Annotated in this window: 27 protein-coding genes and 1 other RNA gene; 11 read left to right on the plus strand and 17 right to left on the minus strand. The window is 48.2% G+C overall.

Going from position 1 to position 25,552, the window contains the following annotated elements:
- Nucleotides 1-132 precede the first annotated feature (132 nt).
- Nucleotides 133-771 carry a response regulator gene (locus P2W70_RS25335; RefSeq protein ID WP_276484346.1) on the minus strand — a complete coding sequence of 213 codons (639 nt, stop codon included), beginning with the start codon at nt 769-771 and terminating at the stop codon, nt 133-135.
- Between the two features lie 49 nt (nt 772-820).
- On the minus strand, nt 821-2,581 hold the full coding sequence (locus tag P2W70_RS25340) for a tetratricopeptide repeat-containing sensor histidine kinase (protein ID WP_276484347.1): 1,761 nt from the start codon (nt 2,579-2,581) through the stop codon (nt 821-823).
- 199 nt (nt 2,582-2,780) lie between these two features.
- Between P2W70_RS25340 and P2W70_RS25345 the strand changes: the two genes are divergently transcribed.
- On the plus strand, nt 2,781-3,431 hold the full coding sequence (locus tag P2W70_RS25345) for a DUF1579 family protein (protein WP_276484348.1): 651 nt from the start codon (nt 2,781-2,783) through the stop codon (nt 3,429-3,431).
- Nucleotides 3,432-3,579: 148 nt separating this feature from the next.
- Here P2W70_RS25345 and ssrA read toward each other — a convergent pair.
- The 7 genes from ssrA to P2W70_RS25380 form a co-directional block, all read right to left on the minus strand.
- Nucleotides 3,580-3,952, minus strand: a transfer-messenger RNA (tmRNA) gene (ssrA, locus tag P2W70_RS25350).
- 74 nt (nt 3,953-4,026) lie between these two features.
- Entirely contained in the window at nt 4,027-4,938 is a 912-nt protein-coding gene (locus P2W70_RS25355) for a hypothetical protein (protein ID WP_276484349.1), read from the minus strand.
- A 709-nt stretch (nt 4,939-5,647) separates the two neighbouring features.
- The gene (gene rseP / locus P2W70_RS25360) at nt 5,648-7,000 is read right to left on the minus strand and encodes an RIP metalloprotease RseP (protein ID WP_276484350.1); all 1,353 of its coding nucleotides are present in this window, start codon (nt 6,998-7,000) and stop codon (nt 5,648-5,650) included.
- Between the two features lie 261 nt (nt 7,001-7,261).
- Nucleotides 7,262-8,431, minus strand: a complete 1,170-nt coding sequence (locus P2W70_RS25365) for a 1-deoxy-D-xylulose-5-phosphate reductoisomerase (RefSeq protein ID WP_276484351.1) — start codon at nt 8,429-8,431, stop codon at nt 7,262-7,264.
- A 70-nt stretch (nt 8,432-8,501) separates the two neighbouring features.
- The gene (locus P2W70_RS25370) at nt 8,502-9,995 is read right to left on the minus strand and encodes a GH3 auxin-responsive promoter family protein (protein ID WP_276484352.1); all 1,494 of its coding nucleotides are present in this window, start codon (nt 9,993-9,995) and stop codon (nt 8,502-8,504) included.
- 149 nt (nt 9,996-10,144) lie between these two features.
- Complete coding sequence (locus P2W70_RS25375) at nt 10,145-10,807, minus strand: hypothetical protein (protein ID WP_276484353.1); 663 nt, start codon at nt 10,805-10,807, stop codon at nt 10,145-10,147.
- Nucleotides 10,808-10,836: 29 nt separating this feature from the next.
- Nucleotides 10,837-11,409 (minus strand): papain-like cysteine protease family protein, encoded by a 573-nt coding sequence (locus tag P2W70_RS25380; protein ID WP_276484354.1) that lies wholly within the window; start codon nt 11,407-11,409, stop codon nt 10,837-10,839.
- Between the two features lie 342 nt (nt 11,410-11,751).
- On the opposite strand from P2W70_RS25380, the gene rplU reads away from it, so the two are divergent.
- The 4 genes from rplU to P2W70_RS25400 all read left to right on the plus strand — a co-directional run bounded on the left by rplU (nt 11,752) and on the right by P2W70_RS25400 (nt 14,579).
- On the plus strand, nt 11,752-12,054 hold the full coding sequence (gene rplU, locus P2W70_RS25385; protein ID WP_276484355.1) for a 50S ribosomal protein L21: 303 nt from the start codon (nt 11,752-11,754) through the stop codon (nt 12,052-12,054).
- Between the two features lie 72 nt (nt 12,055-12,126).
- Nucleotides 12,127-12,384, plus strand: coding sequence for a 50S ribosomal protein L27 (rpmA, locus tag P2W70_RS25390; protein WP_276484356.1), 258 nt, complete (start codon nt 12,127-12,129; stop codon nt 12,382-12,384).
- A gap of 103 nt (nt 12,385-12,487) precedes the next feature.
- A complete protein-coding gene (locus tag P2W70_RS25395) occupies nt 12,488-12,634 on the plus strand; it encodes a hypothetical protein (protein WP_276484357.1) in 147 nt (48 codons plus the stop codon).
- A gap of 262 nt (nt 12,635-12,896) precedes the next feature.
- Nucleotides 12,897-14,579, plus strand: a complete 1,683-nt coding sequence (locus P2W70_RS25400; RefSeq protein ID WP_276484358.1) for a DNA polymerase/3'-5' exonuclease PolX — start codon at nt 12,897-12,899, stop codon at nt 14,577-14,579.
- Between the two features lie 100 nt (nt 14,580-14,679).
- On the opposite strand, the gene P2W70_RS25405 is transcribed toward P2W70_RS25400, so the two are convergent.
- The 5 genes from P2W70_RS25405 to P2W70_RS25425 all read right to left on the minus strand — a co-directional run bounded on the left by P2W70_RS25405 (nt 14,680) and on the right by P2W70_RS25425 (nt 18,310).
- Nucleotides 14,680-16,224, minus strand: coding sequence for an FAD-dependent oxidoreductase (locus P2W70_RS25405; protein ID WP_276484359.1), 1,545 nt, complete (start codon nt 16,222-16,224; stop codon nt 14,680-14,682).
- 229 nt (nt 16,225-16,453) lie between these two features.
- Nucleotides 16,454-17,044 carry a DUF4142 domain-containing protein gene (locus P2W70_RS25410; protein WP_276484360.1) on the minus strand — a complete coding sequence of 197 codons (591 nt, stop codon included), beginning with the start codon at nt 17,042-17,044 and terminating at the stop codon, nt 16,454-16,456.
- Nucleotides 17,045-17,053: 9 nt separating this feature from the next.
- Nucleotides 17,054-17,530, minus strand: coding sequence for a hypothetical protein (locus P2W70_RS25415; RefSeq protein ID WP_276484361.1), 477 nt, complete (start codon nt 17,528-17,530; stop codon nt 17,054-17,056).
- A gap of 52 nt (nt 17,531-17,582) precedes the next feature.
- Nucleotides 17,583-17,909: a DUF6496 domain-containing protein gene (locus P2W70_RS25420; protein WP_276484362.1), complete on the minus strand. Its 327-nt coding sequence runs from the start codon at nt 17,907-17,909 to the stop codon at nt 17,583-17,585.
- Between the two features lie 11 nt (nt 17,910-17,920).
- Nucleotides 17,921-18,310, minus strand: coding sequence for an Hsp20/alpha crystallin family protein (locus tag P2W70_RS25425; RefSeq protein WP_276484363.1), 390 nt, complete (start codon nt 18,308-18,310; stop codon nt 17,921-17,923).
- A gap of 264 nt (nt 18,311-18,574) precedes the next feature.
- On the opposite strand from P2W70_RS25425, the gene P2W70_RS25430 reads away from it, so the two are divergent.
- From P2W70_RS25430 to P2W70_RS25440, 3 genes are all read left to right on the plus strand, one after another.
- Nucleotides 18,575-19,045, plus strand: a complete 471-nt coding sequence (locus tag P2W70_RS25430) for a ferritin-like domain-containing protein (protein ID WP_276484364.1) — start codon at nt 18,575-18,577, stop codon at nt 19,043-19,045.
- A 50-nt stretch (nt 19,046-19,095) separates the two neighbouring features.
- The gene (locus tag P2W70_RS25435) at nt 19,096-19,671 is read left to right on the plus strand and encodes a DUF4142 domain-containing protein (RefSeq protein WP_276484365.1); all 576 of its coding nucleotides are present in this window, start codon (nt 19,096-19,098) and stop codon (nt 19,669-19,671) included.
- Between the two features lie 209 nt (nt 19,672-19,880).
- Entirely contained in the window at nt 19,881-20,153 is a 273-nt protein-coding gene (locus tag P2W70_RS25440; protein WP_276484366.1) for a hypothetical protein, read from the plus strand.
- Nucleotides 20,154-20,314: 161 nt separating this feature from the next.
- Here the strand turns inward: P2W70_RS25440 and P2W70_RS25445 are convergent, their stop codons facing one another.
- A complete protein-coding gene (locus P2W70_RS25445) occupies nt 20,315-20,461 on the minus strand; it encodes a lmo0937 family membrane protein (RefSeq protein WP_276484367.1) in 147 nt (48 codons plus the stop codon).
- Between the two features lie 165 nt (nt 20,462-20,626).
- Between P2W70_RS25445 and P2W70_RS25450 the strand changes: the two genes are divergently transcribed.
- Together P2W70_RS25450 and P2W70_RS25455 are read left to right on the plus strand one after the other, a co-directional pair.
- On the plus strand, nt 20,627-21,550 hold the full coding sequence (locus P2W70_RS25450; protein WP_276484368.1) for a YihY/virulence factor BrkB family protein: 924 nt from the start codon (nt 20,627-20,629) through the stop codon (nt 21,548-21,550).
- Between the two features lie 14 nt (nt 21,551-21,564).
- A complete protein-coding gene (locus tag P2W70_RS25455) occupies nt 21,565-22,785 on the plus strand; it encodes an NAD(P)/FAD-dependent oxidoreductase (RefSeq protein WP_276484369.1) in 1,221 nt (406 codons plus the stop codon).
- Between the two features lie 44 nt (nt 22,786-22,829).
- Here the strand turns inward: P2W70_RS25455 and ligD are convergent, their stop codons facing one another.
- Both ligD and ku read right to left on the minus strand, forming a co-directional pair.
- Nucleotides 22,830-23,759, minus strand: a complete 930-nt coding sequence (gene ligD / locus P2W70_RS25460) for a non-homologous end-joining DNA ligase (protein WP_276484370.1) — start codon at nt 23,757-23,759, stop codon at nt 22,830-22,832.
- 61 nt (nt 23,760-23,820) lie between these two features.
- Nucleotides 23,821-24,594, minus strand: a complete 774-nt coding sequence (gene ku / locus P2W70_RS25465) for a non-homologous end joining protein Ku (protein WP_276484371.1) — start codon at nt 24,592-24,594, stop codon at nt 23,821-23,823.
- Nucleotides 24,595-24,879: 285 nt separating this feature from the next.
- Here ku and P2W70_RS25470 point away from each other — a divergent pair, with 285 nt between their 5' ends.
- Complete coding sequence (locus P2W70_RS25470; RefSeq protein WP_276484372.1) at nt 24,880-25,545, plus strand: porin family protein; 666 nt, start codon at nt 24,880-24,882, stop codon at nt 25,543-25,545.
- Nucleotides 25,546-25,552 lie beyond the last annotated feature (7 nt).

A 25,552-nucleotide genomic window follows, 5' to 3' on the forward strand; every position in this document is an offset into this window, starting at 1 on the left:
CTGCGATCGATTACCTCGTACGTTGCAAGACGAGATCTATGCAGTTGTCATTATTGCATCCCGCCACCAGCTTTCATCACAGATAGATGCGTTGTTGGTCCGTTTCTAAACAATGCAAGCTGCCCAGCTTATCTAAACTAGCTTTTGTTTAATCGCTTTCGAAACAGCTTCAGATTTCGAGTGTACCTGAAGTTTGTCATAAATATGGGCTACATGTGTGCTGACCGTTGCTACAGAAATAAAACATTCCGATGCTATCATCTTATAGGTCTTTCCTTTTACCAGCAAGGCAAGAATTTCCTGTTCTCTTTCCGATAAGGCAATAAACTCGTGTTTATCGCTAGTCGATGATTGCCGGAGCATTTGTAAAACAAGGACCGCCACAGAACCTGTCATCGGCGCCCCACCCAGCAGTGTTTCTTTGATGGCTTCAATGATATTTCTAGGAGCTGTCTTTTTTATCAGGTAACCGCTGGCGCCGGCACAAATTGCCGCAAATATTTTATCATTATCCTCAAATACAGTCTGAATAATGATGTGTACTGCCGGGTATCTGCTCTTGATCGGTCCGACCGCCTCTATTCCTGACAAACCGGGCATTTTAATATCCATAATAACCACATCCGGATTAGCCAGCTGCATGCTTCGAACAACTGTATTGGCATCAGCAAATTCCCCTGTACAGATCATTCCCTCCTCATGGTTGATCAGTTGCACTAGACTGTTGCGAAGTGATCTATTATCCTCGAAAATGGCCACTTTGATGTCCATATGTAATCAGATTATTTAATAAGAGAATGCTTTTTCACTCATCATCTGTTCAATTGATCTTAAAACGCAGGTAAACGGCTGTCCCTTTACTTACTTGAGATACTATGCTAAAATCAGCCCGAAGATCCTGCGCACGGCTCTTCAGCGTATCCATGCCATTTCCCTGTGTTGTATTCGTGCGATCAAATCCAATCCCGTTATCCCGGATTGCCAATTCGATGTAGCTCCCCTTTTGAGATACCTTGATGCACACCGATGAAGCAGATGAATGTTTTGCCCAATTATTGACTGCTTCCTTAAAGAAAAGAAACAGGCTTTTTCGCTGCACCATGGACAACCTGGTTGAAGTACGAACGTTACTACAAAAATTGAGATCAATACTTTTTGCTTCCGCCAACTCAGAAGCGAACGTGTTCATGCGAAGGATAATATTCTCAAAACGATCATTTTTTGGATTCACAGACCAAACTATATCCGTCAATTTATCCTGCATGAGGCATGCATGCTCCTCTATTGAATCCAGCACCGCCCGCATTTCTGATGGTTTACTTTTTGAGAGTTCAGTCATGATCCGAATACTACTGAGTGTTGACCCAATATCATCATGAAGGTCATCAGCAATGCTGTTTCGCATGTTTTGATGCTGTCTGTCTTTTCTGATCTTTAGCAGCATAGCTGCAGCAAGCAGTGCAACGATGGATAATCCAATTAACAAATAAATCCTGTACCTATTATACACATTAACTTTAGTCGTTTCATCTTGCTGCCTTTTTTCCTGCTCGCGATAAGTGATATCACGGATATTTAACATCCGCTCCCTATTAAATAGACTGTCTTTCCAGGCATATCCCAGCCTCTCATATTTCAAGGTGCTATCAGGCTTTTTTTGCTGTTCGTAGATAGACGCCAGTAAAATTGAGGTCTCCCATAAACTTATCGGGTAAGACCTGGCAATCCTCGATTCCAAAACTTTTCCGGAGAAAAAAATGGCAGAGTCGACCCTACCGGTGGCGTAAAAGACTTTTGCAAGACCATTGTATCCCAACATGGTATTGATGGAAAGCTGGTGATTGATTGAATCAGGGAAGCTCCTTCTAAAGTAATAGAGCGCCGAATCGAATTGTCGGTTATCGGCGAACCGGTTTCCTAACAAAATAAACGTAGCGCTTGTTTCCTTTTGACTTTCGTAGTCTTTTCTATAAAGTCGTTGATTGGACACTATTTCAGCGTAAGCATTTCGTGCAAAAAGCATAGCAGAATCTGGTTTATGGAGGCCTGCATAAATGTTGGAGAGATTAAGCCAGATGCCCCACATTTCATCGGCAAACCAACGCTCAGTGATGCGCCTAACCTCATTCCAATATCTTAAACTGCTGCCGTATTCTCCGAGGGCATAATAATATCCGCTCATCATAGCATTGGCGACAGCCAATGGCCGCGGAGTATTTAACTTTTTTGCCTGCGAAAAGGATTCAAATACATGTGTAAGCTCTTGTGGATAATCACCTAATATCATCAGGATATTGCTGCAGGCAGTATTTGCCCAGAATTTACCGCTTTCAAAACGCAACTTATTTGCCAGGTTAAGTGCCTGACGAGCGTAAATAAGGGCAGAATCAGGATAGCTTAATTTATAATATTCACTTAGCGTCAGTAAGGCGAACACTTTGTTGGTGTCTTCCTTTTGTGCATGCACTGCGTCTTTTGTTGAATCAGTCCAGATTGGTTGCGCAAATGCATCATTGGTATAACACATACATAATACCAGCCAATAACAATAATTGACAGTAAACGTGTCTTTTAGATGCATACAGTAACGAAAGGTGTTACAGTAAGGTAAACAATATTTATAACTGTAACCCATAAATCATCTATTTAGATGATGGCGGGGTAATAAATCCTGGAATAATTTTATGTAGCAATACAAACAGTAAAACCCATATCCTGCGGGTTTAGCATTTGTGAAAAACAATTACGCTGTCTGTTAATGACTTTTAAAAACATTGACCATGAAAAAAACTGTATGCGCTATTCTAACAATCATCGTTGTCGCCACATCTTTTGCACAAAAGAACAGCGACAGCCTTACCAACGTTTATGCGGCAGGTGAAGTTGCCTATAAACAAATGCTTGATTATTCCAGGCCCGGCCAATATCATCAGTTACTGGCTGATCTTGTCGGCAAATGGACGTTTAAGGGAAGACATTTTAACTGGGTGGATGCTGTTTCGAGCACCATTTCACTGGAGTTTAGCGGATCCATTAACAGAGCGTCTTTTGCGCACGGGCGCTACTTTGTAGTAAACATAGTCTCAGACGGAACGCTCGAAATGCCCATACAGGATGGAAATATGCTGGAAACAAAATTTCAGGGAGTCGACATTGAAGGATATGACAATGTCAAAATGAAATTTATTAGGACCTCCATCGGTAACCACCTCAATAGCGGTATTATAGTATCTGAAGGAACCTACGATTCCACCAGGAGAACTATCACGTTCGATTCAGAATATTCGCCCGTACCTGGCATAACAATACAGGATCACTTCCTTTTTATGTTTATCAATAACGATCATTATAAGTGGGAATACTACCAACGAGAAAATGGAAAATACAGAAAAGGAAGTGAAATTGACTTTATGAGAATTAAAGAACAATAGTATGCAACTAGCAAAGCGACAGTGAAGGCGTTTATACCTGCCTGCAACAAAAGGCCGTCCATACTACAGCCTCCTATATGCACCCCTGAAAGTTAGATGAGTTGCAACAAAAAAGCCTCGCAAATGATCCATTTGCAAGGCTTTAATTTCGTGGAAGCGAGGGGACTCGAACCCCTGTCCAAACACATTCTCCAAAAGCTTTCTACATGCTTATTTGATTATTAATTGTCGGGAACAGGCAGGAAACCAACAAACCAACCTGATCCTTAGCTGAATGGTCTTAAGCCATCGGCACAGCCTTCGATAGCAGCAACCTGTATTTGTTTTGAGTCGGCGGCGGGGCTTGGTAACAGATCAACCTGCCCGGCGGCCCTAATGACTATCTAATCACTGATTAGGCAGCCATGGCATACTGAGTATTGCCATTTGAAGTTTGAATATTCAGATTAACGTGCTAATTATCCAACGCACGACATGCTTACACTCTCAAAGATCTATGCTGTCAAAACCAAAACGCCCCCATCAGTTCGTTCAGCTTTTCAGCTAAAGGTAGTCTGCAAAAATACTAAAAATTATTGAATATCTCACTGTCAGGCTACTCCACCAGCACAACCGGCATGGCGCGACGGACGAAATCCTTTTCTACCCGCTCCTTCCTGGCAGCAGCCCCGATTTCCAACACCCGCTGCCACAACCCATCCACCACACAAACCTCACACACCGGCGCCACCACCGGAACAGCCACCTCATCAACCATCATTTCCTTTCTCACCGCCTCCACGATCCGCAATATCGTTCCCTTCAATAACACCCACTCCTCCCCTTCCTGCCTATAAAACTCCATTCCCAATACCTGCACCAACACTTCACCAGGCAATACCTTTACCTGCTGGTCAAACGTCATCGCATCGGCCGTCTTCATCCGCAACGGCATCATCTCCGAATATTGAAAATCCTGCCGGCAGCTCTTTCTCGCAAAATCGATAGCCACCAGACCCGACACCGCCCTGAAATGGGTGGCCCCCACCGGAAAGCCAGCACGCTTGCGGGCCACGAAAGACGGCACCACAGCCTTCCCTACTCCGCTATCCACATCCATAGCATGGACCACCGGCACATTCACCGCCATATCCAACCCCAGCGCTTTATTAAACTCAAACCCATTCAACAGCGTCGCATCACCGGTAGCAGGTCCACGTTCGCCGAAACGATTCAAGGAATCACCCATCGCCATCCGGTACAGCAAGCCATTCATCCTGCCATTCAGTGCCGATCCCTTGCGCCCCGCCAACAACGGCGCCAACGCCTTCCGCAGCAACTTGCTGCCTTCCATAGACCGCTTAAATTCCTCCAGGTTGAGCCGCGTATTGTGAAACCGTTCATGGTGCAGTACCCGCTCCCGCGTAGGTCCGGGTTTCCGGCCCACCTCATTGCCAAATTCCGTTTGCCGGAAAGACAGGTCATCGATCGCTCCACGCACCTTGATGATACCAAAAGCTTTTGCCATAGGTCGGATATTTTCACAAAGTTACACACGCACAAAGGCCTCACCCAAACACCCCTGTCCGTTTATGGCCGTATTGTCCGAAATGTCCGAATTGTCCGGACAATTCGGACATTTCTGACAGTTTCGGTCTTGTTCGGTCTTTTCCGGTCATCGCCCTCCCCTACTTCCAGGACCGCCACCAACATATTCCATACCCACCAGGTACGCCCGCCTCATCCAACAGGCATAGATGTCGTATCATGCTGTTACAATAGTCCTAAGATGATCCTAAGACAGTCCTAAGAAAATCGTCCTCGCAGCACTCCCCCACCCCCCAAAAAAAGACCCCCGGTAAGACTACCAGGGGGTTAACCAAAACTAACTGCTATGAGAAAACTCTATGTAAAACTTAGTAAGTACTTTAAGGCGATCCGTTGATGACACAAAGTAACGCCACGATCCGCCGCCTGAAAAGCGCTTTTGGACGAAATGCCTGTTTAGGTTAGTAAAATGTAGTAAATCGCCGATAGACGGGAAACGCCCCCGCCCACCACGCCAAACCCGCCCCCAGCCTGCATCCCCCGACCATACCACGCAATACCCACTTAGTAGTATTTTAGTTCCCCACCTTTGTGCTGTTTCCCGCCGATCATCCAATCGTCCCCAAACGACAACGGGCTATCCGCCTATCGACGAACAGCCCGCAGCTATTATTTTTGTGAAGTACCTGCTACTTGAAAAACGCACGCCAGAAGTCGAGACCGATCGCATACGCCATCAGACCCAGCAACAGTACCATACCGACCATCTGGGCATACTCCATGAACTTGTCGCCAGGCTTACGGCCGGTAATGATCTCGTACAACGTAAACAATACGTGACCACCATCCAGCGCCGGGATCGGCAGCATATTCATAAACGCCAGCACAATGCTCAGCAGCGCCGTCATGCTCCAGAACAACTCCCAGTCCCACTCGGCGCCAAACATATTTCCAATACTCAAAAAGCTACCCAGCGATTCGCTGGCCTTCACCTCGTCGGAGGTAAACAGCAATTTGAAATTCTTGATATTCATCACCAGGTTTTCCCAACCCTTGCTGATACCAGCAGGGATTGCAGGGAAGAAATCATATTTTTCTTTGTAAGTACCAGCCAGCTTCTCGGGCCATACGAAGAACCCTACACGACCCGCCGTATCCGACTTGGCTTTCACCAGCACCGTATCCGCATTGCGCAATACCGTCAGCGTGATCTCCTGGTTCTTGTATTTGGGCATCTCCGCCAGGTACTGATCATAGAACGTGATCGGTGTATTGTTCAGCGCAATCACCTGGTCACCCTTCAGCAACGAATCCTGGGTAAATTTACCGACACCCGAAAACACCGTATCGACAATCGGCGCCACACGGGGCTTTACAAACGAAGCTTTCTGCTTGATCAGGCTACGGATGGTCCCCTTGGGCAATTCCAGGTTGATCACCTGGCCATTGCGGTTTACCTGTACCGTTTTGCCCTCATCGAGGATGATATCGCGGGTCAGTGAATAATAATCATCTACCGGTCTATTGTCGACGCTCACGATCTTGTCGCCATTCTTCAAACCCACTTTCTCACTGATCGGGTTCACCATCACACCGTCTTTCAGGTTCTGCATCGGCAGGCGGTTTTCACCCCACACCCACAGGATCATCGCAAACAGGAAGAAACCCAGCAACAGGTTCACCGTAACACCACCGATCATGATGATCAGGCGCTGCCAGGCTGGCTTGCTGCGGAATTCATAATCTTTGGGAGCCTGCTTCATCTGCTCCTTGTCCATGCTTTCGTCGATCATACCGCTGATCTTGACATAACCACCCAGGGGCAGCCAGCCAATACCATAGACCGTTTCACCGATCTTTTTCTTGAACAGCGAAAACCAGGGATCGAAGAACAGGTAAAACTTCTCTACCCGGCACTTGAACCATTTGGCAGGAAGAAAGTGCCCCATCTCATGCAGGATCACCAATATGGAGAGAGAAAGGATTAATTGCAATGCCTTGATACCGACAACAGCCCAGTCAATGGCTAAAAATGTGATCATAATCGTGAATCGTCAGTCGTGAATCATGATAGATCGCTGTAAACCTCGTTACAAGCCATCTTCACTCCTGCCCTTGCTTTTGAGTTTTTTATAATTATGCAATACCGGAATTACGAACATAACATCCCCACCGGGTATTTGTTGCCGCAATCCATAATCCCAAATATCCTATATTAAATGAGATATCCGCGCCGCTCAACCAAATTCGCTCATTATTAACGGAAAAATAAGTACCCCGTTTGATGCAAACGGGCTTGAAAATCAAAGCTTAATTACAGAGGCAGCGAAATTCCGGGCCTCAGCATCGCTTTCAAAATACTCTTCCAGGGTAGGCTTTTCAATAAAGGGTACCTGGTGCATCGTACGTTCGATCAGGTCCGTCATGTCCAGGAATCCGATCCGGTTACGTAAAAAGGCGAATACAGCGATCTCGTTCGCCGCATTCAGCACACAAGGCAGGTTACCGCCTTTGAAAAGCGCATCCGTAGCCAGTATCAGGTTGCGGAACGTCTTCGTATCGGGCTCTTCAAACGTAAGTATGGCAGGCTTACGGAAGTTATAACGCGGAAAACTGTTGGGTAGTCTGTGCGGGAAGGTCAAAGCGTACTGAATCGGCAATTTCATGTCCGGAAGGCCCATCTGCGCCTTGATACTGCCGTCTTCAAATTGTACCAGACTATGTATGATGCTTTGTGGATGCACCTGTACCGACACCTGGTCGGGTTGCAGGTTAAACAGCCAGCGTGCCTCGATCATTTCCAGGCCCTTGTTCATCAACGTAGCCGAGTCGATCGTGATCTTCGCGCCCATGTTCCAGTTGGGATGCTGCAAGGCATGATCCCGCTTCACATTCACCAGGTAATTGGGCTTTTTGCCCAGGAAAGGACCACCCGAGGCCGTCAGGATCACTTTCTCAATCTTATTGCGCGTTTCCCCCACCAGGCACTGGAAGATCGCCGAATGCTCGGAATCCACCGGAATGATGGGAGCACGGTGCTCCACCGCCTTCTGCATCACGATATCGCCGGCCACCACCAGCGTTTCCTTGTTGGCCAGCGCAATCGCCTTGCCCTGCTCTACTGCGCGCAGCGTAGGCCGCAAGCCCGCAAACCCTACGATCGCCGCCAGCATCACATCATACACATCCATCGAAGCTACTTCCTCCAGGGCCTGCTCTCCGGCAAATACCTTGGTATCGGTTTTCGCCAGCGCCGCCTTTACATGCTGGTACTTACGCTCATCCCCTATCACCACGATATTGGGCTTGAAACGCAAGGCTTGCTCCACCAGCAACTCATCATTGCTGTGGGCCGTCAATACTTCTGCGGTAAATTTATCAGGATGCTGGGCGATCACATCCAGGGTCTGGGTGCCGATCGATCCCGTAGATCCAAACAAAGCGATGCGTTTCTGCGGAAAACTATTTGACATGAACCGGTTTTGTTATAAGCTGTTTACATACTAAATAATACCAGGGAGCGCAGTTGCCCCCTACACGACACTACTCCACAAATGGCTCCAGCGCCACCGCAATCTTACGGTCATTGCTCAAACGGGGCACCTTATTCTGCCCGCCAAGCTTGCCGATCGACTTCATGTAGTCGATGAAGCCATTCTTTTTTACCGGACGAATGTGCAAAGGCAACAAGATATTACCGGTTATCAGGTCGTCGTAATAGATATTTTTGTTGCGAAGATGATTGTCCACCTTGTGCGCAAATCGCTGCATATCGGCCGGCTTGTTCTCGAACTCGATAAACCACTCGTGGTACGACTTGCCCTCGCCCTGCGTGATCATCGGCGCCACGGTAAACTCCGTAATGTGCACGCCCTCTTCTTCTGCAGCCTTGATCAGACTATACTCCACTTCCTCACCGATCACGTGTTCCCCAAAGGCAGAGATAAAATGCTTGATACGCCCTGTAACTACCACCCGGTAAGGATCCGTGGAAACAAACTTCACCGTATCGCCGATATTGTACCCCCACAGCCCTGCATTGTTGTTAACGATCAACGCATAGTTCTCACCCACCTTCACATCTTTCAGGCTCAACCGCGTAGGTGAATTCGAAAAGATCTCGCCGGCAGGAATAAACTCAAAGAAAATGCCACTATTGGTATTCAGCAACAACCCTTCGGCATTTTGTGAATCCTGGAAAGCCATAAAGCCTTCCGAAGCCGGGAAGGTTTCGATGGAATGAATGGGCGCACCGATGGTCTCAAACAGTTTGTTGCGGTAGGGTTCGAAGTTTACACCACCATGTACCAATACCGAGAAATGCGGGAAAATATCTTTGATCCTTTTACCGGTCTTTTGGTGCAGCCGGTCAAAGTACATCTGCATCCATGGTGGAATACCACTGATCAGTGACATATCCTGGTCAATCGTCTCCGCAACGATCCTGTCCAGCTTGGTCTCCCAATCCTCGATACAATTGGTTTCGTAAGAAGGAAGCTGGTTCCTGCGCAGGTAATTGGGAATATGGTGGTTCACGATACCGCTCAAACGGCCGGTAGGGATGCCCCCTACCCGGTCCAGTTCGGGACTGCCGGATAAAAAGATCATTTTACCATTGGTAAATTGACTATTGCCTGTCTCCGCAATGTAACAAAGCAGCGCATTGCGCGCACTGTTGATATGATTGGAGATCGATTCTTTCGAGATGGGGATGTACTTTACACCACTGGTCGTACCGGAAGTCTTGGCCAGGTAAATAGGTTTACCCTTCCACAAAATATTGTGACGGCCTTCTTTGATCTTCTCGATATATCCTTTGTACTGCTCGTAATCGCGAATGGGAACAGCCTGTAGGTATTCCTCATACACGGATACGTTCTGCAGCTGGTGCTCCTTTCCAAACTCGGTCAGTTTGCCCACTTTCAATAGCTCCTTCAGTATATTCTCCTGATCTGCTACCGCCGTGGCCATCCCTTTCCGCACACCCTTGTATACATAATTGGCAAATGGTTTTGCCAGTAAAGATTTGATTTGCATAAGTTTAGTCTATGGCGCAATCACACGAAATTAGGGTTAATATCAGTTCCCGCAAAAGTAAATCTCCCCGGTACGGCAATCCATTGCCGCCGGGGAGATATGCCCTGGAGTACCATTAAATTTTAACACCAATTATAGCAGAAAGACCATCAGTCAGGCAGGTTCATATCTACCTGTTTGTAGATATCGCGTAAACGCTCCAGCGCCTCCACTTCAGTCAGTACCTGCCCAGCCCGCAGGTTCACATCCGGACGGCTTTGTACAGGCGTCAGGTATTGCACACCGCCTTTATCGAAGCCGATCAGCAGCACGCCATGCGGCCCGGAGTGATACATGCGCAACCGGTCGATCGCCACGGCGCTATCGTTCTTCAGGATCTTGTTGACGATATTGTTCACCCCATCGGCCAGCTTGAAGCCGCCCATCTGTCCGGGCACCCAGCGGCCTTCTTTGTTTTTTACGACCTCTATCGAGGCGATGACAGCGCCATCCGCTTCCACCGGAAAATAATACTCGGTATTCGGCATCAGCAAGCCGCCGATACCCGTGAAGGTCGCGGCCTTCAATACCTCCCTTGCATTGATGTACTGCAGGGTGAGCGGGCGGCCCAGGCGCGCATTGCGGATACGATCCACCGGTACACCCGTGGTCCGGGCAGTCTCATCGTCATACAATGCCAGCAAATTCTTCAGGCCTGTATTGGCAGCCTCCTGCCGGTTCTTCTGCTGATCGTCCTGTTGCTGCCCCATGATCAATACCGCAGCGAGTATCAAAACCAGGAGTGAAACACTCCCCAAAAAATATTGCTTCATATTACTAAGTTTGAGTTGTGGTAGAGGAATTAGTTCTTGCGAATTTCATAGAAGTCGTCCCAGTGCGGCCGGTCGCCACCACCATCGATATAGTAATCGTAGGTGATCCAGTATACATCACCGCCGCCACCCGGGTTGGTCACCAGCAGGTGATTGCCCGATTCGATGGTCTTGTAACCGCTCAGCACCGTCATATGCCCGCTGCCTGCCGGCCAATGCCAGGTAAAACAAATAGGCCGGTTGCGGCAAGACAGTTCCTTACGGATCGTCTCCCAATCCAAGGCAGCATTACTGGTATTCTTACTGGTAAAGCCATATTTGGTGAATTCGGGCCAGCCGCCCTTTACGCAATCGCCCGTGACCGGATTATTGCAGCAATCGGTGCGCCCAAGCCGGTTATTGGCCTGTGTACACTGGTTGGGACTATCACCCAGAAAGTCCATACACATCTGCCCGGAGGCAGCCCAGCACCACATACCCGTTTCCTGGGGATGGAGCGGTACACCGAGGACCTTGATCTTCTCCGGCTTACAGCAACCGGACATCGCGAGCATGGCTGCCACAGCCAGCAGCCAGGGGTAAGCATTGTTACGCAATTTCATACATGTTGGTTTTTAAGAGATGGTTTCAATCGAAATGCAGGGGCAAGGTACGATCCTGACGAACCGCCAACAATACCATTTTGTGGTTAATCAGTTGACTTTGTGTACATAACACATACACTAAAATACCACATAGTGGTAATGGGAGCTCTATACAGACAGGCTGGTGGCGATGCAAAAGCAGTCTACTTTACCGGCGGCGGGATATATATTATATGTATATTTGCAGCCCTCGCAGGAACCCGGCCGGAATTAATCAACAGATGTTGAAAAAAAATGCTGGAAAGCCCGTGGAATCTGCGATAAACCTATTACCTTTGCACTCCTAATTTTTGGAAAGTTATGTTAGCAATAGTTAAAATAGCCGGTCAGCAATTCAAGGTTCAGAAGGACCAAACTTTATATGTTCCCCATGTTGACGGCAACGCCGGTGACAAAGTGGAGTTTGCAGAAGTTCTGCTGGTAAGTGCTGATGGAAATCTGTCTGTAGGCAGCACAGTGAAGGCAACCGTTAAAGCGGAAATCGTTGGCCAGGTTCAAGGTGATAAAGTAATTGCCTTCAAAATGAAGAGAAGGAAAGGTTTCCGTAAGAAACACGGTCACCGTACACATTACACTAAGATCAAGGTAACTGACATCGCATAATTCGTTAGTTTGTCATGGGTGTAAGCTCAAAGACGAATTCTCAAATTCTATTAAATTTCAAACTAAGTAATCATGGCACATAAAAAAGGGGAAGGCAGTGTAAAGAACGGCCGCGACTCTCAAAGCAAACGCCTTGGCGTTAAGATCTACGGAGGCCAACCTGCTATTTCCGGTAATATCATCGTACGTCAACGTGGTACTTCTTATCATCCTGGTCAGAACGTAGGAGTAGGAAGAGACTTCACACTGTTCGCCTTAAACGATGGTGTTGTTGAGTTCCGCAAGACCAAGAATGATAAAACTGTTGTAAGCGTACTGCCAGTAGCATAACCATTTTTTTTTACAAATTGTAAAAAAAGTTTTGGCGGTTTCAAATTAGTTTCTATTTTTATGGTTGTAATTCTTTTACTAACCATTTTTAAATTCAGAAACAATGGCAACTAAGAAAAAAGCCGCTAAGAAAGCTGCAAAGAAAGCTGCTCCTAAGAAAGCTGCAAAGAAAGCCGCAAAGAAAGCTGCTCCTAAAAAAGCCGCTAAGAAAGCTGCAAAGAAAGCTGCTCCTAAGAAAGCTGCAAAGTAGTTTCTTCGGATCAACCGAAAATACCAAGTCCCGGATCATCTCCGGGACTTTTTTATTGCCCTCATCTCCACCAGTTCTTGCCAGCCCTTCGCAGCAAAATCAACCCCCGCCCCAATTTCAGCCAACGACCTCCTTCCCTGCAGTCTCTTTGCAACATCTAACCCCCTTTTCCCTCGCCTTTTTGCCTCGATGCCTAGTTGCCTTCTTCCCCTCGTTGCCTCCTAGCCTCGTTGCCTTTGTACCTTTTCCCTACTTTTGCCCCATGACCATCGACAACGATTACCTGGCAGCACAATTTGACCTGCTGTCCAAACTCATGGATATCCACGGAGAAAACAGTTTTAAATCTAAGACCTATTCTTCCGCGGCCTTCAACATCGAAAAGATGACCGACAACCTGGCCTCCCTGCCAGCGACCCAACTTTTTACCATCAAGGGTATCGGCGACTCAGTCGGCAAAAAGATCATCGAGATGATCGATAACGGCGGCCGCCTCGCCGTGCTCGAAGAATATATACAGAACACACCACCAGGTGTGATCGAAATGCTGCGCATCAAAGGCATCGGCCCCAAAAAGATTGCTACCATCTGGAAGGAGATGAATGTGGAAACCATCGGTGAACTGCTCTATGCCTGCAACGAAAACCGCCTCATGTTGTACAAAGGCTTTGGGGAGAAAACACAGAAGAATGTACAGGAGTCCATTGAGTTCTATATGCGCAGCCAGGGCAGCCACCTCTATGCAGAAATAGAAAGCTATGCATTGGCGATAGAGAAGACTTTGATCGAGCAATTCCCCGCCCAGCACTTCTCCCCCACCGGCGAATACCGCCGCCAGCAGGAGATTATCAACCAGCTCGCCTGGGTCACCACTTCCACCATCGGCGAACTGCAATCTTTTCTCGAAGCCAATAACTTCACCACTAAAGATACCAGTGATGCCACATTAACGGTACGCGGATCCGAAAACCTGCCCCTCAAATTTTACCACGCACCGCAACCTCAATACTATAAAACATTATTCACTACATCGTGCAGCGATGAGTTTGCCCAGGCCTGGCAGGCATTACCCGGTTGGAATACAGATGCCTTCTTCGATTCGGAAGAGGCGATCTTCACCCACACCAATATCCCCTACATCGCACCAGCCATGCGCGAAACCGGTAGTATATTGTCCAGTGGCCGCATCCCGGCTACCCTTATCCAGCCCGGCGATATCAAGGCCATCATCCACAGCCACAGCGATTGGAGCGATGGCGCCAACACGGTTGAACAAATGGCGCAGGCAGCCATCGCCAAAGGGTATGAATACCTCGTCATCAGCGACCATAGCAAAAGCGCCTTCTATGCCAAAGGGCTTTCCGAAGAACGCATCAAAGAACAGCACTACTATATCGAAGAGCTCAATAAAAAGTATGCACCCTTCAAAATATTCAAAAGCATCGAGTGCGATATCCTCAACGATGGATCACTCGATTACTCCAACAACATACTCGGCACCTTCGACCTCGTTATTGCCTCCGTACACTCCAACCTCAAGATGACCCAGGAAAAAGCCATGTCGCGTGTGCTGGCGGCCGTACAAAATCCTTATACCACCATCCTCGGGCATATGACCGGCCGTCTGCTATTGAGCCGCCCCGGTTATCCGCTCGATCACAAGGCCATCATAGACGCCTGCGCCGATAACCAGGTCGTGGTAGAGCTGAATGCCCACCCCCGCCGCCTCGATATCGACTGGCGCTGGATCGACTATGCCATGGAGAAAAATGTATTGTTATCCATCGATCCCGATGCCCACTCCATCGAAGGATATGACGACTGCCGCTATGGGGTACTCGCTGCTCAAAAGGGCGGTCTTACCGCCGACTGCAACCTGTCGAGTTATACCCTACCGCAGTTTGAAGCATTCCTGGCCACCCGCAAGGCAGCCAAGGGCATTTAATTCAAGCGCCGCATCAAAAGCAGCAAAGCCCCATTACGGGGCTTTTACTTTATCATACACCTACATTCGGATGTCAGCTATAAATGCCACATAAGCGGCGCTAATGCGTTCTGGTGACCGTCTTACCGGTCTGCACATCATACACCGCCAGATTTTTCCGGGCAGGGCCCGTCAATACTTCGCCCGTGAAGGAGAATCGCGAACCATGACAGGGGCAATCCCAGGACCGCTCCGCATTGTTCCATTGCACCGTGCATTTGATGTGCGTACAGCCCGGATCGATGGCATGCACCCCTCCGCGATCGTCTTTATAGATACCCATTTTCTTTCCGTCAAACTCAACGATGCGTGCTTCACCAGTTGCTAAATCGGCCAGCATCGGCAATTTTTCCTTCGGGAACAACCCACCTACCAGCTTCCCCACCACATCGGCCGCCTCCTTCACGAAGTTCGCAAAACCCGCCACCGGCTTGATCCGGTTGGGATCCAGCAATTCCTCCAATTCGCTCTTTCCCTGCACCAGCAGGTCACGCAACAGGATAGCCGACAGGGTGCCGTAGATCATCCCATTGCCCCCAAATCCCGTAGCCACATAGATATTCTCTGGATGTCCGGGCAGGTGCCCGATATAAGGCAAACCATCCGTAGGGTCGAAATATTGCGAAGACCAGCGATAGCTGATTTCCTGCACCTCAAAGTAATTACGCACATGGCTCTCGAGCCGGCGAAAACAAGCTTCGGTGTTTTCCTCGTGTCCCGTTTTATGATCTTCGCCACCCACGATCAGGTAGCGTTCGCCATCCACCTCCTGGGTACGGTAATAGTGATACGGATCCTGCATATCGTACGCCAACGCATCGGGATAAGCGTCGTTCTTCAGCTTTACCGCCAGCGCATAACTGCGGTAAGGCGCACACCGGAAATGCAAGAGATTAACGCCGGGCGGAATATGCGTAGCGTAGATCAGTTGCCGGCATTTGATATTGCCTTTCGTCGTGATGACTTCTACCGTTTCGTTGTCCTCGGCATGCAGCATTCGGCAATCCTGCAACAATACACCGCCGGCGGCTTCAAAAGCCCGGGCAATGCCCTGTAAATAGACCATTGGGTGAAACTGCGCCTGCTGCTCGAATACAGCCAGCTTTTGGTAGGGGATCGGCAACACACCATCATTCACGAAGTCTACCGGCACACCCACTTTTTTCGAAGCATTTACAATCTCCTCCAGCTCCTTCGTTTCCTGGTCGTTGGTAGAAAAAAGAAACCCCGGCAACTCTTTATACTTACAGGCAATGCTAAACTGCTCGATATGCCGCCTGATCAGTTCGATCGACTGTCGGGCGCCCTTTGCAATCAGGCGGGCATCTTCCAATGAAAAGTTTTTGATGAGCTGCGCGTACGAAGCGTCCATAAAAGTGTTGAGGTGTGCTGTAGTACCTCCGGTAGTGCCGAAGCCAATGGAATGCGCTTCGACCACCACGCATCGTTTTCCGGCCTGCTGCAGCAGTAGCCCGGTGGTGATCCCTGTTATTCCGCCCCCTACGATCACTACATCCTGCACACCCATCGGAATAAAGCTGGACTGCGGTTGATAATCACTGGCGGAGGCTTGCCAGATACTTACACAGGCCCCATCTCGTTGCATAACTGTTGGTTTTAAGTGAGGTATAAAGAATAGCTATAAATCACCCTTCAAAAACTTAATGCCATATCACCGATAGCCACCTAATCCGAAAAGTGGATACCAGTTTGAACCAACATGCCTCAAATTGAGCATTGGCGCCAACAAAAATGGATCATGTCACCTGCTCCTCGTTAGTCAGAAGGCATAAAAAAGACGGCCTCCCGGCCGTCTTCACAAACTTCGATAGTATTTATGGAAATTTGCTTCTGCAAGATTCCAATTGTTGCTGATGAGCTTTTAACCTGGGCAGGGCTTCTCCTGCAATACGTTTGACGGTTTTGTCTTTCGCAGCCTCCGACTCAGCAGCGTAACGGCTGATGTCGGCAGCATTCCAGGTAACCATTTTTTCAACCCATTGCCGGTCGAAGGCCTTACCGGTCAGCTTCTTCAGTTCTTCACGGCTTCCATCCGTATAGCGGACGGTACTATCGCCAGGTCCTTCCGATTTCGACAGCCCCTTCCACGATTGGTGCAGGGTCTCCTGATCGTTGGCGATGCGTTGGGCAATGGCCTTGACCGCTGTATCTGATGCCTTTTCGGCACCCAGCCGGGCCAATGCCAACGTTTCTTCGGCCCGATTCCTGGCATTGGTGACAAAGTCCGGATCGCGCTGCAGGCTATCTACTTCTATGACCTGTTGGGGAAATTTAGTGCTGGGATCGACGTGCTCGGCCACCATTTGCGAATCAACCGGGCGCTCACTGGCGTTGGGCGATCCGTCGCCACACGACCACCAGCTTAATGGCAGCAGCAACTGTATAATAAGGTATAGACGATTCATAACTATTCGTTAGGTGATGATCTCATCGAGAATGAAAGGGATCTTTTGAATATAGGCCTCATCGTAATCCCAGCCACTGCCGGGTATCTTGAACAATTGCCATACATGGTTTTGCAACCTCACGAGGGTAAACATATATCGCCTGTTGGCAGCAAATATTTCGTAAACCATATAGCCGGCGGTATGATCGGCATGGAATCCAAAATGGAGGTATTTACCATTGGCTTCTTCTTCACACCAGGTGATATCCTTTTTACCCCAATCGAAATAATACAGGTGCTCCACCTTCTTACCCACCAGGGCAGCCAGGCTGGTAAAGCCGATGTCCTGCTCCACCCAATTACCACTCTCCACATCTACAAAAAAGATGTTCTCGTAGCCGTCTTCAAAAGAAGCGTGAACCATAGAATGAATAGGATGTTGCATCTCGCTTAATAGTACGCTCTGCGGAGCACCATCAATAATAAGTTCGAGGGAATGTTCCATATCATAGCAATGTTCATAGTGATCAATAAAAACCCGTGCCTGAGCATCGCTCCTATCTCTTGCGTGGCGTATTCTTTCTGGCAGCTTTCTTCTTGGCGGCCTTCTTCCTGGGCGCTGCTTTCTTTTTGGCCACTTTCTTTTTGGCCACTTTCTTTTTGGTGGGAGCAGCTTTCTTCGCGGCCTTCTTGCTGGCGCCCTTCTTTTTCACGGGCACTTTGGCCCCCTTTTCCCGCGCCTCCGACAACCCGATCGCAATAGCCTGCGCCCGGCTCTTTACAGTGCCTCCTTTTCCGCCTTTACCCGACTTCAGAGTACCTTTCTTCTTACGATGCATGGCGCTTTCCACCGATTTTTGTGCGCCTTTTGAATATTTGGCCATAACTAGCTATTTTATTGAATAGGGATCGTTACACGCTCACATACGCCGTCCACTACACACTTGTGTATTGCTCCTTTTTGTAATTGGATCGCCAGGATGCCACCCTCATAAGTCGCCTTGACATTCTCTACATCTTCCGGTAGCAAAAAGCTCCGGCAGAAAGACTCGATACCAAACTCCTTTTTATAAAAACGCTGCACTTCCTCATATTGAGCAGGCACGCACGACGAGCAACCCTGTACGATCAATACATCATCTTCGATCGCCAGCAACAGGTCCTGCTTCCTGTACCCGGGCAGGGCCATCTCCATGAGATAACCTGATGCCGTCTCCGCAATATTGATGGCCGGGCATCCAGCCAGGATCTTATCGCCATGTAATTCGGAGTGCAAACGATCCATGTCGGAAAAGCACCCGCAAAACGTGCGGACAAGTGCGTGATCTTCTATCCGCGATAAACTTGCTGCGTTCATAAAATACCCTCCTATGACATAGTCAACTAAATTCTTGTGCCATATTGTTCAACCAATTTGGTGAGTTATCGCCCTCAATTGAACAGCCCTAACGCCCCCTTCGAGGAAGACCTTCCACAAAACTACCTGTCGCAGCAAAGGGTATTGTTTTTTCGCTTAGGTAGTCATCTGTAAACCATTAAAATGATTGTTATGCAACACAACGAAGAAGTGATAGAAGTGCTGAATGACCTGATCCGTATCAACAACGATCGCATAGAAGGTTATGAAAAAGCCATCAGCGAAACCAAGGATATAGACGCAGACTTACGCACACTGTTCCGCCGTATGGCCGACCAAAGCAGGCAAGCCAAGGCTGAACTGATCCAGGAGATCGGTAAGAAGGGTGGCGGAGCGGATACCAACAGCACTACCAATTCCGGTAAGATCTACCGCGCCTGGATGAGTGTGAAAGCCACCTTCTCCGGCAAAGACCGCAAATCGGTACTGGCAGCTTGCGAGTTTGGAGAAGATGCCGCACAAAAGGCCTATAATGAAGCACTCGAGTCAGAAGAGACCATGGATGTGGATATCCGGCAGCTGATCACCAAACAGAAAGCATCATTGCGTGAATCGCATGACCTCATCAAGCGACACCGCGATATGCAAATCGCCAATAAATAGATCAAACACATACCCACATCAGATCAATTAATTAGTATAAAAAACCACACATGAAAAAACACCTAAGTAAATGGACCGTCGGCTTAATGCTGGCAGGTAGTTTGATGGTAGCTTGTCAGGATGAATCGAAACCTGAAGAAAGCAAGGAAGTAGCCAAAGAACAAAATGAACAGAAATTTGATGCAGACTCATCCGAGGAAAAATCGGCTTTTGCAGTAGATGCCGCATCCGGCAACCTGGCCGAGATCAAACTCGCCAAGTTGGCCATTCAGAAATCTTCTAACAAAGAAGTGAAGGACATTGCGACGATGCTCGAAACCGATCACACAACAGCGCTGGGTGATCTTAAATCCATCGCTTCCGTAAAAGGCATCACCCTGCCAACGGATGAGCCCGATAAGACCAAGGAATTGATCACAGACCTGAGCGATGACAAGCCAGCAGATTTTGACAAGAATTGGGTAAAGGCATTGATAGACAAACATGAAAAGACGATCAGCGATTATGAAAAAGCGCTGAACGACCTGAAAGACGAAGACCTGAAAGCCTGGATCACCAAGGTATTACCCTCCATCCGTTCCCATCACGACAAACTGAAGGCGATCGAATCATCGCTAAAAAAATAGTTTTTCATAAGGCACATTGGACTTTACAAGGGCTGGTTTCTACCAGCCCTTCCTTTTTGTATACACTCTTCGAAAAACACCGGATGCCCATCTCCCACCACATCCTGCAACAATCCCCTGGTTACGCGGCTTTCTGTTGACTTTCCTCCCCTCCCGGATGCTGGATTCAGATGGCAATAAAATTTGATATACTTATAGAAAAGGCAATCATGTTACCCGATCAGTTACCCTATTTGAAAAGCCTGGCAAACTGCCTGAACAAGATCCGTACGGCTGGCTATACAGTCATCTTTAATAAAGTGGCGGAAGGCTTACAGGCAATACACAACAACATAGTGTACCCACCAGGCGCCTATAAAATCATCAATACTTTTCAATTCGAAGCCATCTCCCATCCTGGCGCACAGGCGGTCATGTACATGATCGAAACCAATGACGGCGTTAAAGGCACGCTTGTCAACGCCAACACGGTATCCTACTAAAAGATTTCATTGCCAAACACTAAAGTGGATCCCAACCAGGATCATTCACAGAGATCAAAAAAATGAGGTCGAATCAGTTACCGGCTAAAGTACCGGTCTGATATCGACCTCATTTTAATACAATGTGTTTGTGTTACCCTGTAGCGCAATTGACGACGTTGCTACGACGCCCTGATCAAACCAAGCAGCAAAGAAATAACTGCGAGAACGATCAGAATATGGATCAGACCCGAGGCGCTGTATACAAAGAATCCCAGGATCCAGCCTATTACGAGTATCACGGCAATAAGATATAATATGCTTCTCATGTTATAATGTTTAACAACGACTATAAAAATCTCACGCCCTTCAGCCAACTTGCCACTCCGTCACTAATCTGTAGACGCATCTCCCCAGCCATGGCAACTTGTTGATGAAATAGCCAGTTCCACCCCTAAAGAACTTTACGGCACACTTCTTATTCGCATAGATATATGGCGCGGATCAAAAAGTTTTTCACCATTCTTAAGAAGGCAGTACTGGCGTTTATAGAAGACAATGGCTTCAAACTCAGCGCGTCGCTTTCTTATTATACTATCTTTTCTATCGGCCCCATCATCATCATCATTATTTCCCTGGTGGGCATCTTCCTGGGCCGCGAAGCCGTGCAGGGAGAGGTCTACGGGCAGATAAAGGGATTTATCGGCAGCAATGCCGCGTTACAGCTGCAGGAGATCATCAAAAATATTGAGTACTCGCAATTCAAGACAACCGGGCTTGTCATAGGGCTGGTTTTACTGTTGTTTGGCGCCAGCGGGGTATTTACCGAAATACAGGATTCCGTCAACCGCATCTGGTCTATTAAAGCCAAACCTCAGAAAGGCTGGCTGAAGTTTATCGTCAACCGCCTGCTATCCTTCTCCCTGGTCGTAGGGATGGGCTTTATCATGCTGGTATCCTTGCTCGTCAGTACCCTGCTCGATGCACTGAGCGGCTTCCTGCAACGTTTCTTCAGCGAAGACATCATCATCGTATTCTACATCGTCAACCTCGCCATCGTACTGGCCGTCATCACCATCCTATTTGCCATCATCTTTAAAGTATTGCCAGATGCCAATATACACTGGCGGGATGTGATCAAAGGAGCCCTGTTTACTGCCGTCTTATTCATGATCGGAAAGTTCCTGATCAGCTTTTACATCAGTAAATCGAATGTGGGGGTCACCTACGGCGCAGCTTCCACCATCGTCATTGTGCTACTGTGGGTATACTATTCATCCGTGATATTATACCTGGGGGCAGAGTACACCAAGGTGCATGCAGTGGAAGCCGGCAAGGGCATCCGGCCAAAGGACAATGCCGTATTTATAGTGAAGCAGGAAGCCAGGGAAATACCCCCCTCCTACCTCGATACGTAAACCAATTGAACAACATGGACCTTCGGTCAGACAAGCCATATGCATTATTACGGCATGGATTGGGTTATGTGTACCCATCCATCCGCAAGCACATCAAAGCAGACGTTGCCATCATGGGCGCCGGTATCACCGGGGCACTGGTAGCATGGCACCTTATACAAAAAGGTATACAGCCGGTGATCCTGGACCGCCGCCATGCCGGTATGGGCAGCACCGCTGCCAGCACCTCGCTGCTGCAATACGAGATCGATACGCCCCTGCACAAGCTAATCAGGCAGGTCGGCGAAAAGAACGCTGTATTGAGTTACCTGCTTTGCCGCCAGGCAATCTACGACCTGCACGAGATCGCTAAAAAGCTGCCAGAGAAGCCCGCATTCGAACTGAGGCCCAGTTTCCAATACGCTTCCTACAATTCGCACGTCAAAGACTTGGAGAAAGAATACCTGCTACGCAAACGAGCTGGCATCAACCTGCAGTTGCTCACCGCCAACGATGTCAAAAACCTGTTTGGCTTCCAAAAAGGCGGAGGCTTACTGTCTGCCGACGGCGGCATTATAGACGCGTATCCATTTACCCATGCCTTGCTGAAACATGCGCAGGATAAAGGCGCCATCGTCTATGACAATACAGCCGTCACCCACATCGATTATGACTACAACAACGTTGTATTGCAAACAGAATGGGGTCACAAGGTGACCGCCAAAAAGCTGATCATTGCCTGCGGGTACGAATCGCACCATTACCTCCCCAAAAAGATCGAACGCCTCCATTCTACCTACGCCCTCATCAGTGAACCTTTCTTCGGCAAGGATTTCTGGCACGAAAACGCCCTCATTTGGGAAACAGCGAATCCCTATCTGTATATGCGCCCATCATCCGACAATCGCATACTCATCGGGGGAAAGGACGATGCATTTTACAACCCCACCCGTAGGGATGCCAATATTGCGCGCAAAACCCGACAATTGGAAAACTCCTTTCACAAACTGTTTCCGCATATACCGCTGCGAACTGACTTTGCCTGGGCAGGCACCTTTGCCAGCACCAAAGATGGGTTACCCTTTATCGGCAGCATACCCGAACGTCCTAATACCCTGTTTGCCCTGGGATTTGGCGGCAATGGCATCACCTTCAGCCTGTTGGCCGCTCAGATTATTAGCGATTTATTATCAGGTAAAAATAATGCTAACGGGAAGTTATTCTCCTTCGACCGGCGGGGAGCCGGGGTGGCATAAGAAACCGGATCATCACCTAACCAACCAAACCATCCGCTCTCCAACTAATAACCCAGGTTCTTCAAACAGCCCCGCAGGTTATTGCCTTTCTTCAGGACCATATAAAACAGGTCTCCTAACTTTTGTACACGCTTCTCTATATTGAAGATCGTAAACTGTGACGGATGTAACCCGGTTTTCACTTCCTTCCACGCCAAGGGCGTAGACACCGAAGCGCCGGGCACCGGCCGAAGACTATAGGTCGATGCCAGTGTTTGCCCTTTTGAATTCTGCAGGTAATCGATATAGATCTTATTGCCTCTTTTCTTCAGCGATCGCTCGAGCGAAGTGAGATCGGGTAACTGCTCCTGCACCAGCGTGGCCACAATATGCGCAAACTCCCTGGCTACTTCATACGAGTAGCGGGCATTCAGGGGAACATACACATGCAGCCCTGTAGCACCAGATGTTTTGCAGTAACTAATAGCACCGGCCCGGTTCAGCACTTCCTGCACCGCCTGGGCGACTGTAACCACTTGGTCAAAGGTGTTTTTGTCAGAAGGATCTATATCGATCATCAGGTAGGTAGGCTTTTCCGGCGCTCGGGTGGTAGAGTTCCACGGGTTCATCTCGATGCAACCCAGGTTGGCCAGGTACAGGAGTGTTGCCTTATCGTTACACACAATATAATTGACCACCTTTTGAGAAGATTCCGCAAACTCGTCATAAGACTTAATCCAGGTGGGGCCTTCTTCAGCTGCATCCTTATGGTAAAACCCCTTGTCCTTAATGCCATTCGGATTGCGCTTCAACGACATTGGCCGGTCTTTGAGGTAAGGAAGGATATGGTCGGCCATGGTATTGTAATAAGCGATCACGTCTCCTTTTGTAATCCCTTCATCCGGGAAATACACCTTCGACAAATTCGTCAACTTCAGCGACCGACGATTGATGGTGACAAGAGTGTCTTTTGCGACACTTTCTTTTACAGCCATAAGATGGTACATTTTATCAGTAAATCAACTTAGCATTACCGTTGCCGGGGAACAATAGCTTCTACGAAGCTTTTTTCTTTTTCGTATCCAGGCTCGCCTTCAATTGCGACATCAGGTCTTTCGCCCTCGAGTGCACCACCTTCATGTGCGGTGCTGCCACCTTTTTACCTTTCGCTTTCGCCTTGATCAATTTCATGAGTTTATCGTGGTAAGTATCCTTGTACGCGGAAATATCAAATTTTTCCGACAGCTGATCGATCAGACTAAGGGCCATCTTCAATTCACCCGGCTTGCTGGTCAGCTTGGGTAGCGTGAGCTCTTTGGTGTCGCGAATCTCCTCGTCAAACTTGATCTTCTGCACAACCAATACATCTTTAGCGGCGCGTATCACGCACAGGCTCTCTTTGTTGCGCAACACAAAACTGCCCAGTCCGGCCTTACCCGTTTTGTGCAGCGCACTCCACAAAAGCGCGTAAGCCCGTGCTCCCGACTTATCGGGTTGTATGTAATAAGGCGTTTCATACAACAGGGGATCTATTTCCGACTCGAGCACGAATGCCATGATATCGATATTCTTCGTTTTCTCGGGCATAGCCTTCTGAAAATCTTCATCGCTCAATACCACATAGTGTCCGTCCAGGTTATAGCCCTTCACAATATTCGCCCATTGAACTACTTTACCGGTTTTCTCATTGATCCGTTGAAACTTGATGTTCGAATGATCCTTCTTATCCAACATATCCAGGTCAAGATCACTTTCCTGGGTTGCACTGAATAGTTTGATGGGTATGTTTACGAGGCCAAAGCCGATGGCGCCACTCCATATTGCACGCATAAAGGATGATTTTATCTTTACTATATAAAAATGCTGCCGCACCTCCTCACTCGCTCCATCCTTTTGCATCAAAAATTCGTAAATAAATGGCGCTCTGTAGATTTGACTACACAGACGAGCCATGAAATCAACACAATTCCCCAGCTATGGTACAAGGAATGTGAATTGATTAGCCTTTCATGACCACCTGAAAGTTAAACGGGATGAAGAAACCACTACGTCTCAGGTTGTCTGCACTGTGCAAGAAAAGAAACCATGAATTGAAAACACCGAAAAATGAAAACAATGAGAAACGCAACGAGCAAATGGAAAAGAGTATTACTGTTAGCAGCCTTCACCGGGTCTTTATCTGCTGCAATGGCTCAACAACAACAAACAACCGGCGAAAATAGCCTTCAACCTAAGTTTGGTATCAGGGGTGGCGTAAACCTCTCCAACCTGTATGTTGACGATGTACAAGATGAGAATATGAAGGTTGGTCTGAACGTGGGTGTATTTGCCAAGTTCCCACTGACCAAAGGGTTCTCTATACAACCAGAGTTGGCTTATAGTAGCAAAGGTGCTAAGATCACTTATGACAATATCTTCGGCGATGGCGAGTACCGGTTCAACCTCAACTACATTGACCTACCCGTACTGGCAGTCGTGAACCTGGGCGAAAACTTCAACATTCATGCTGGCCCCTATGTAAGCTACCTTACTTCAGCCAACATCAAAAGATTGGATAATGAGAGCGGTGAAGTGGATGATATTGCAGACCTCAAAGCTGATAACTTCAAACGCTTTGATTATGGCCTCGTAGGTGGCGTAGGATTTGACATCGAAAACTTTACCATCGGTGCCCGATACAATTACGGCCTTAACGAAATTGGCGATGGCGGCATTGCCGGCCAGGCCACCAAGAACTCCAAGAACAGCGCCTTCACTTTCTACATTGGCATAGGATTCTAAGCAACTA

Source organism: Paraflavitalea pollutisoli (assembly GCF_029360705.1).
Taxonomy (GTDB): Bacteria; Bacteroidota; Bacteroidia; order Chitinophagales; family Chitinophagaceae; genus Paraflavitalea; species Paraflavitalea pollutisoli.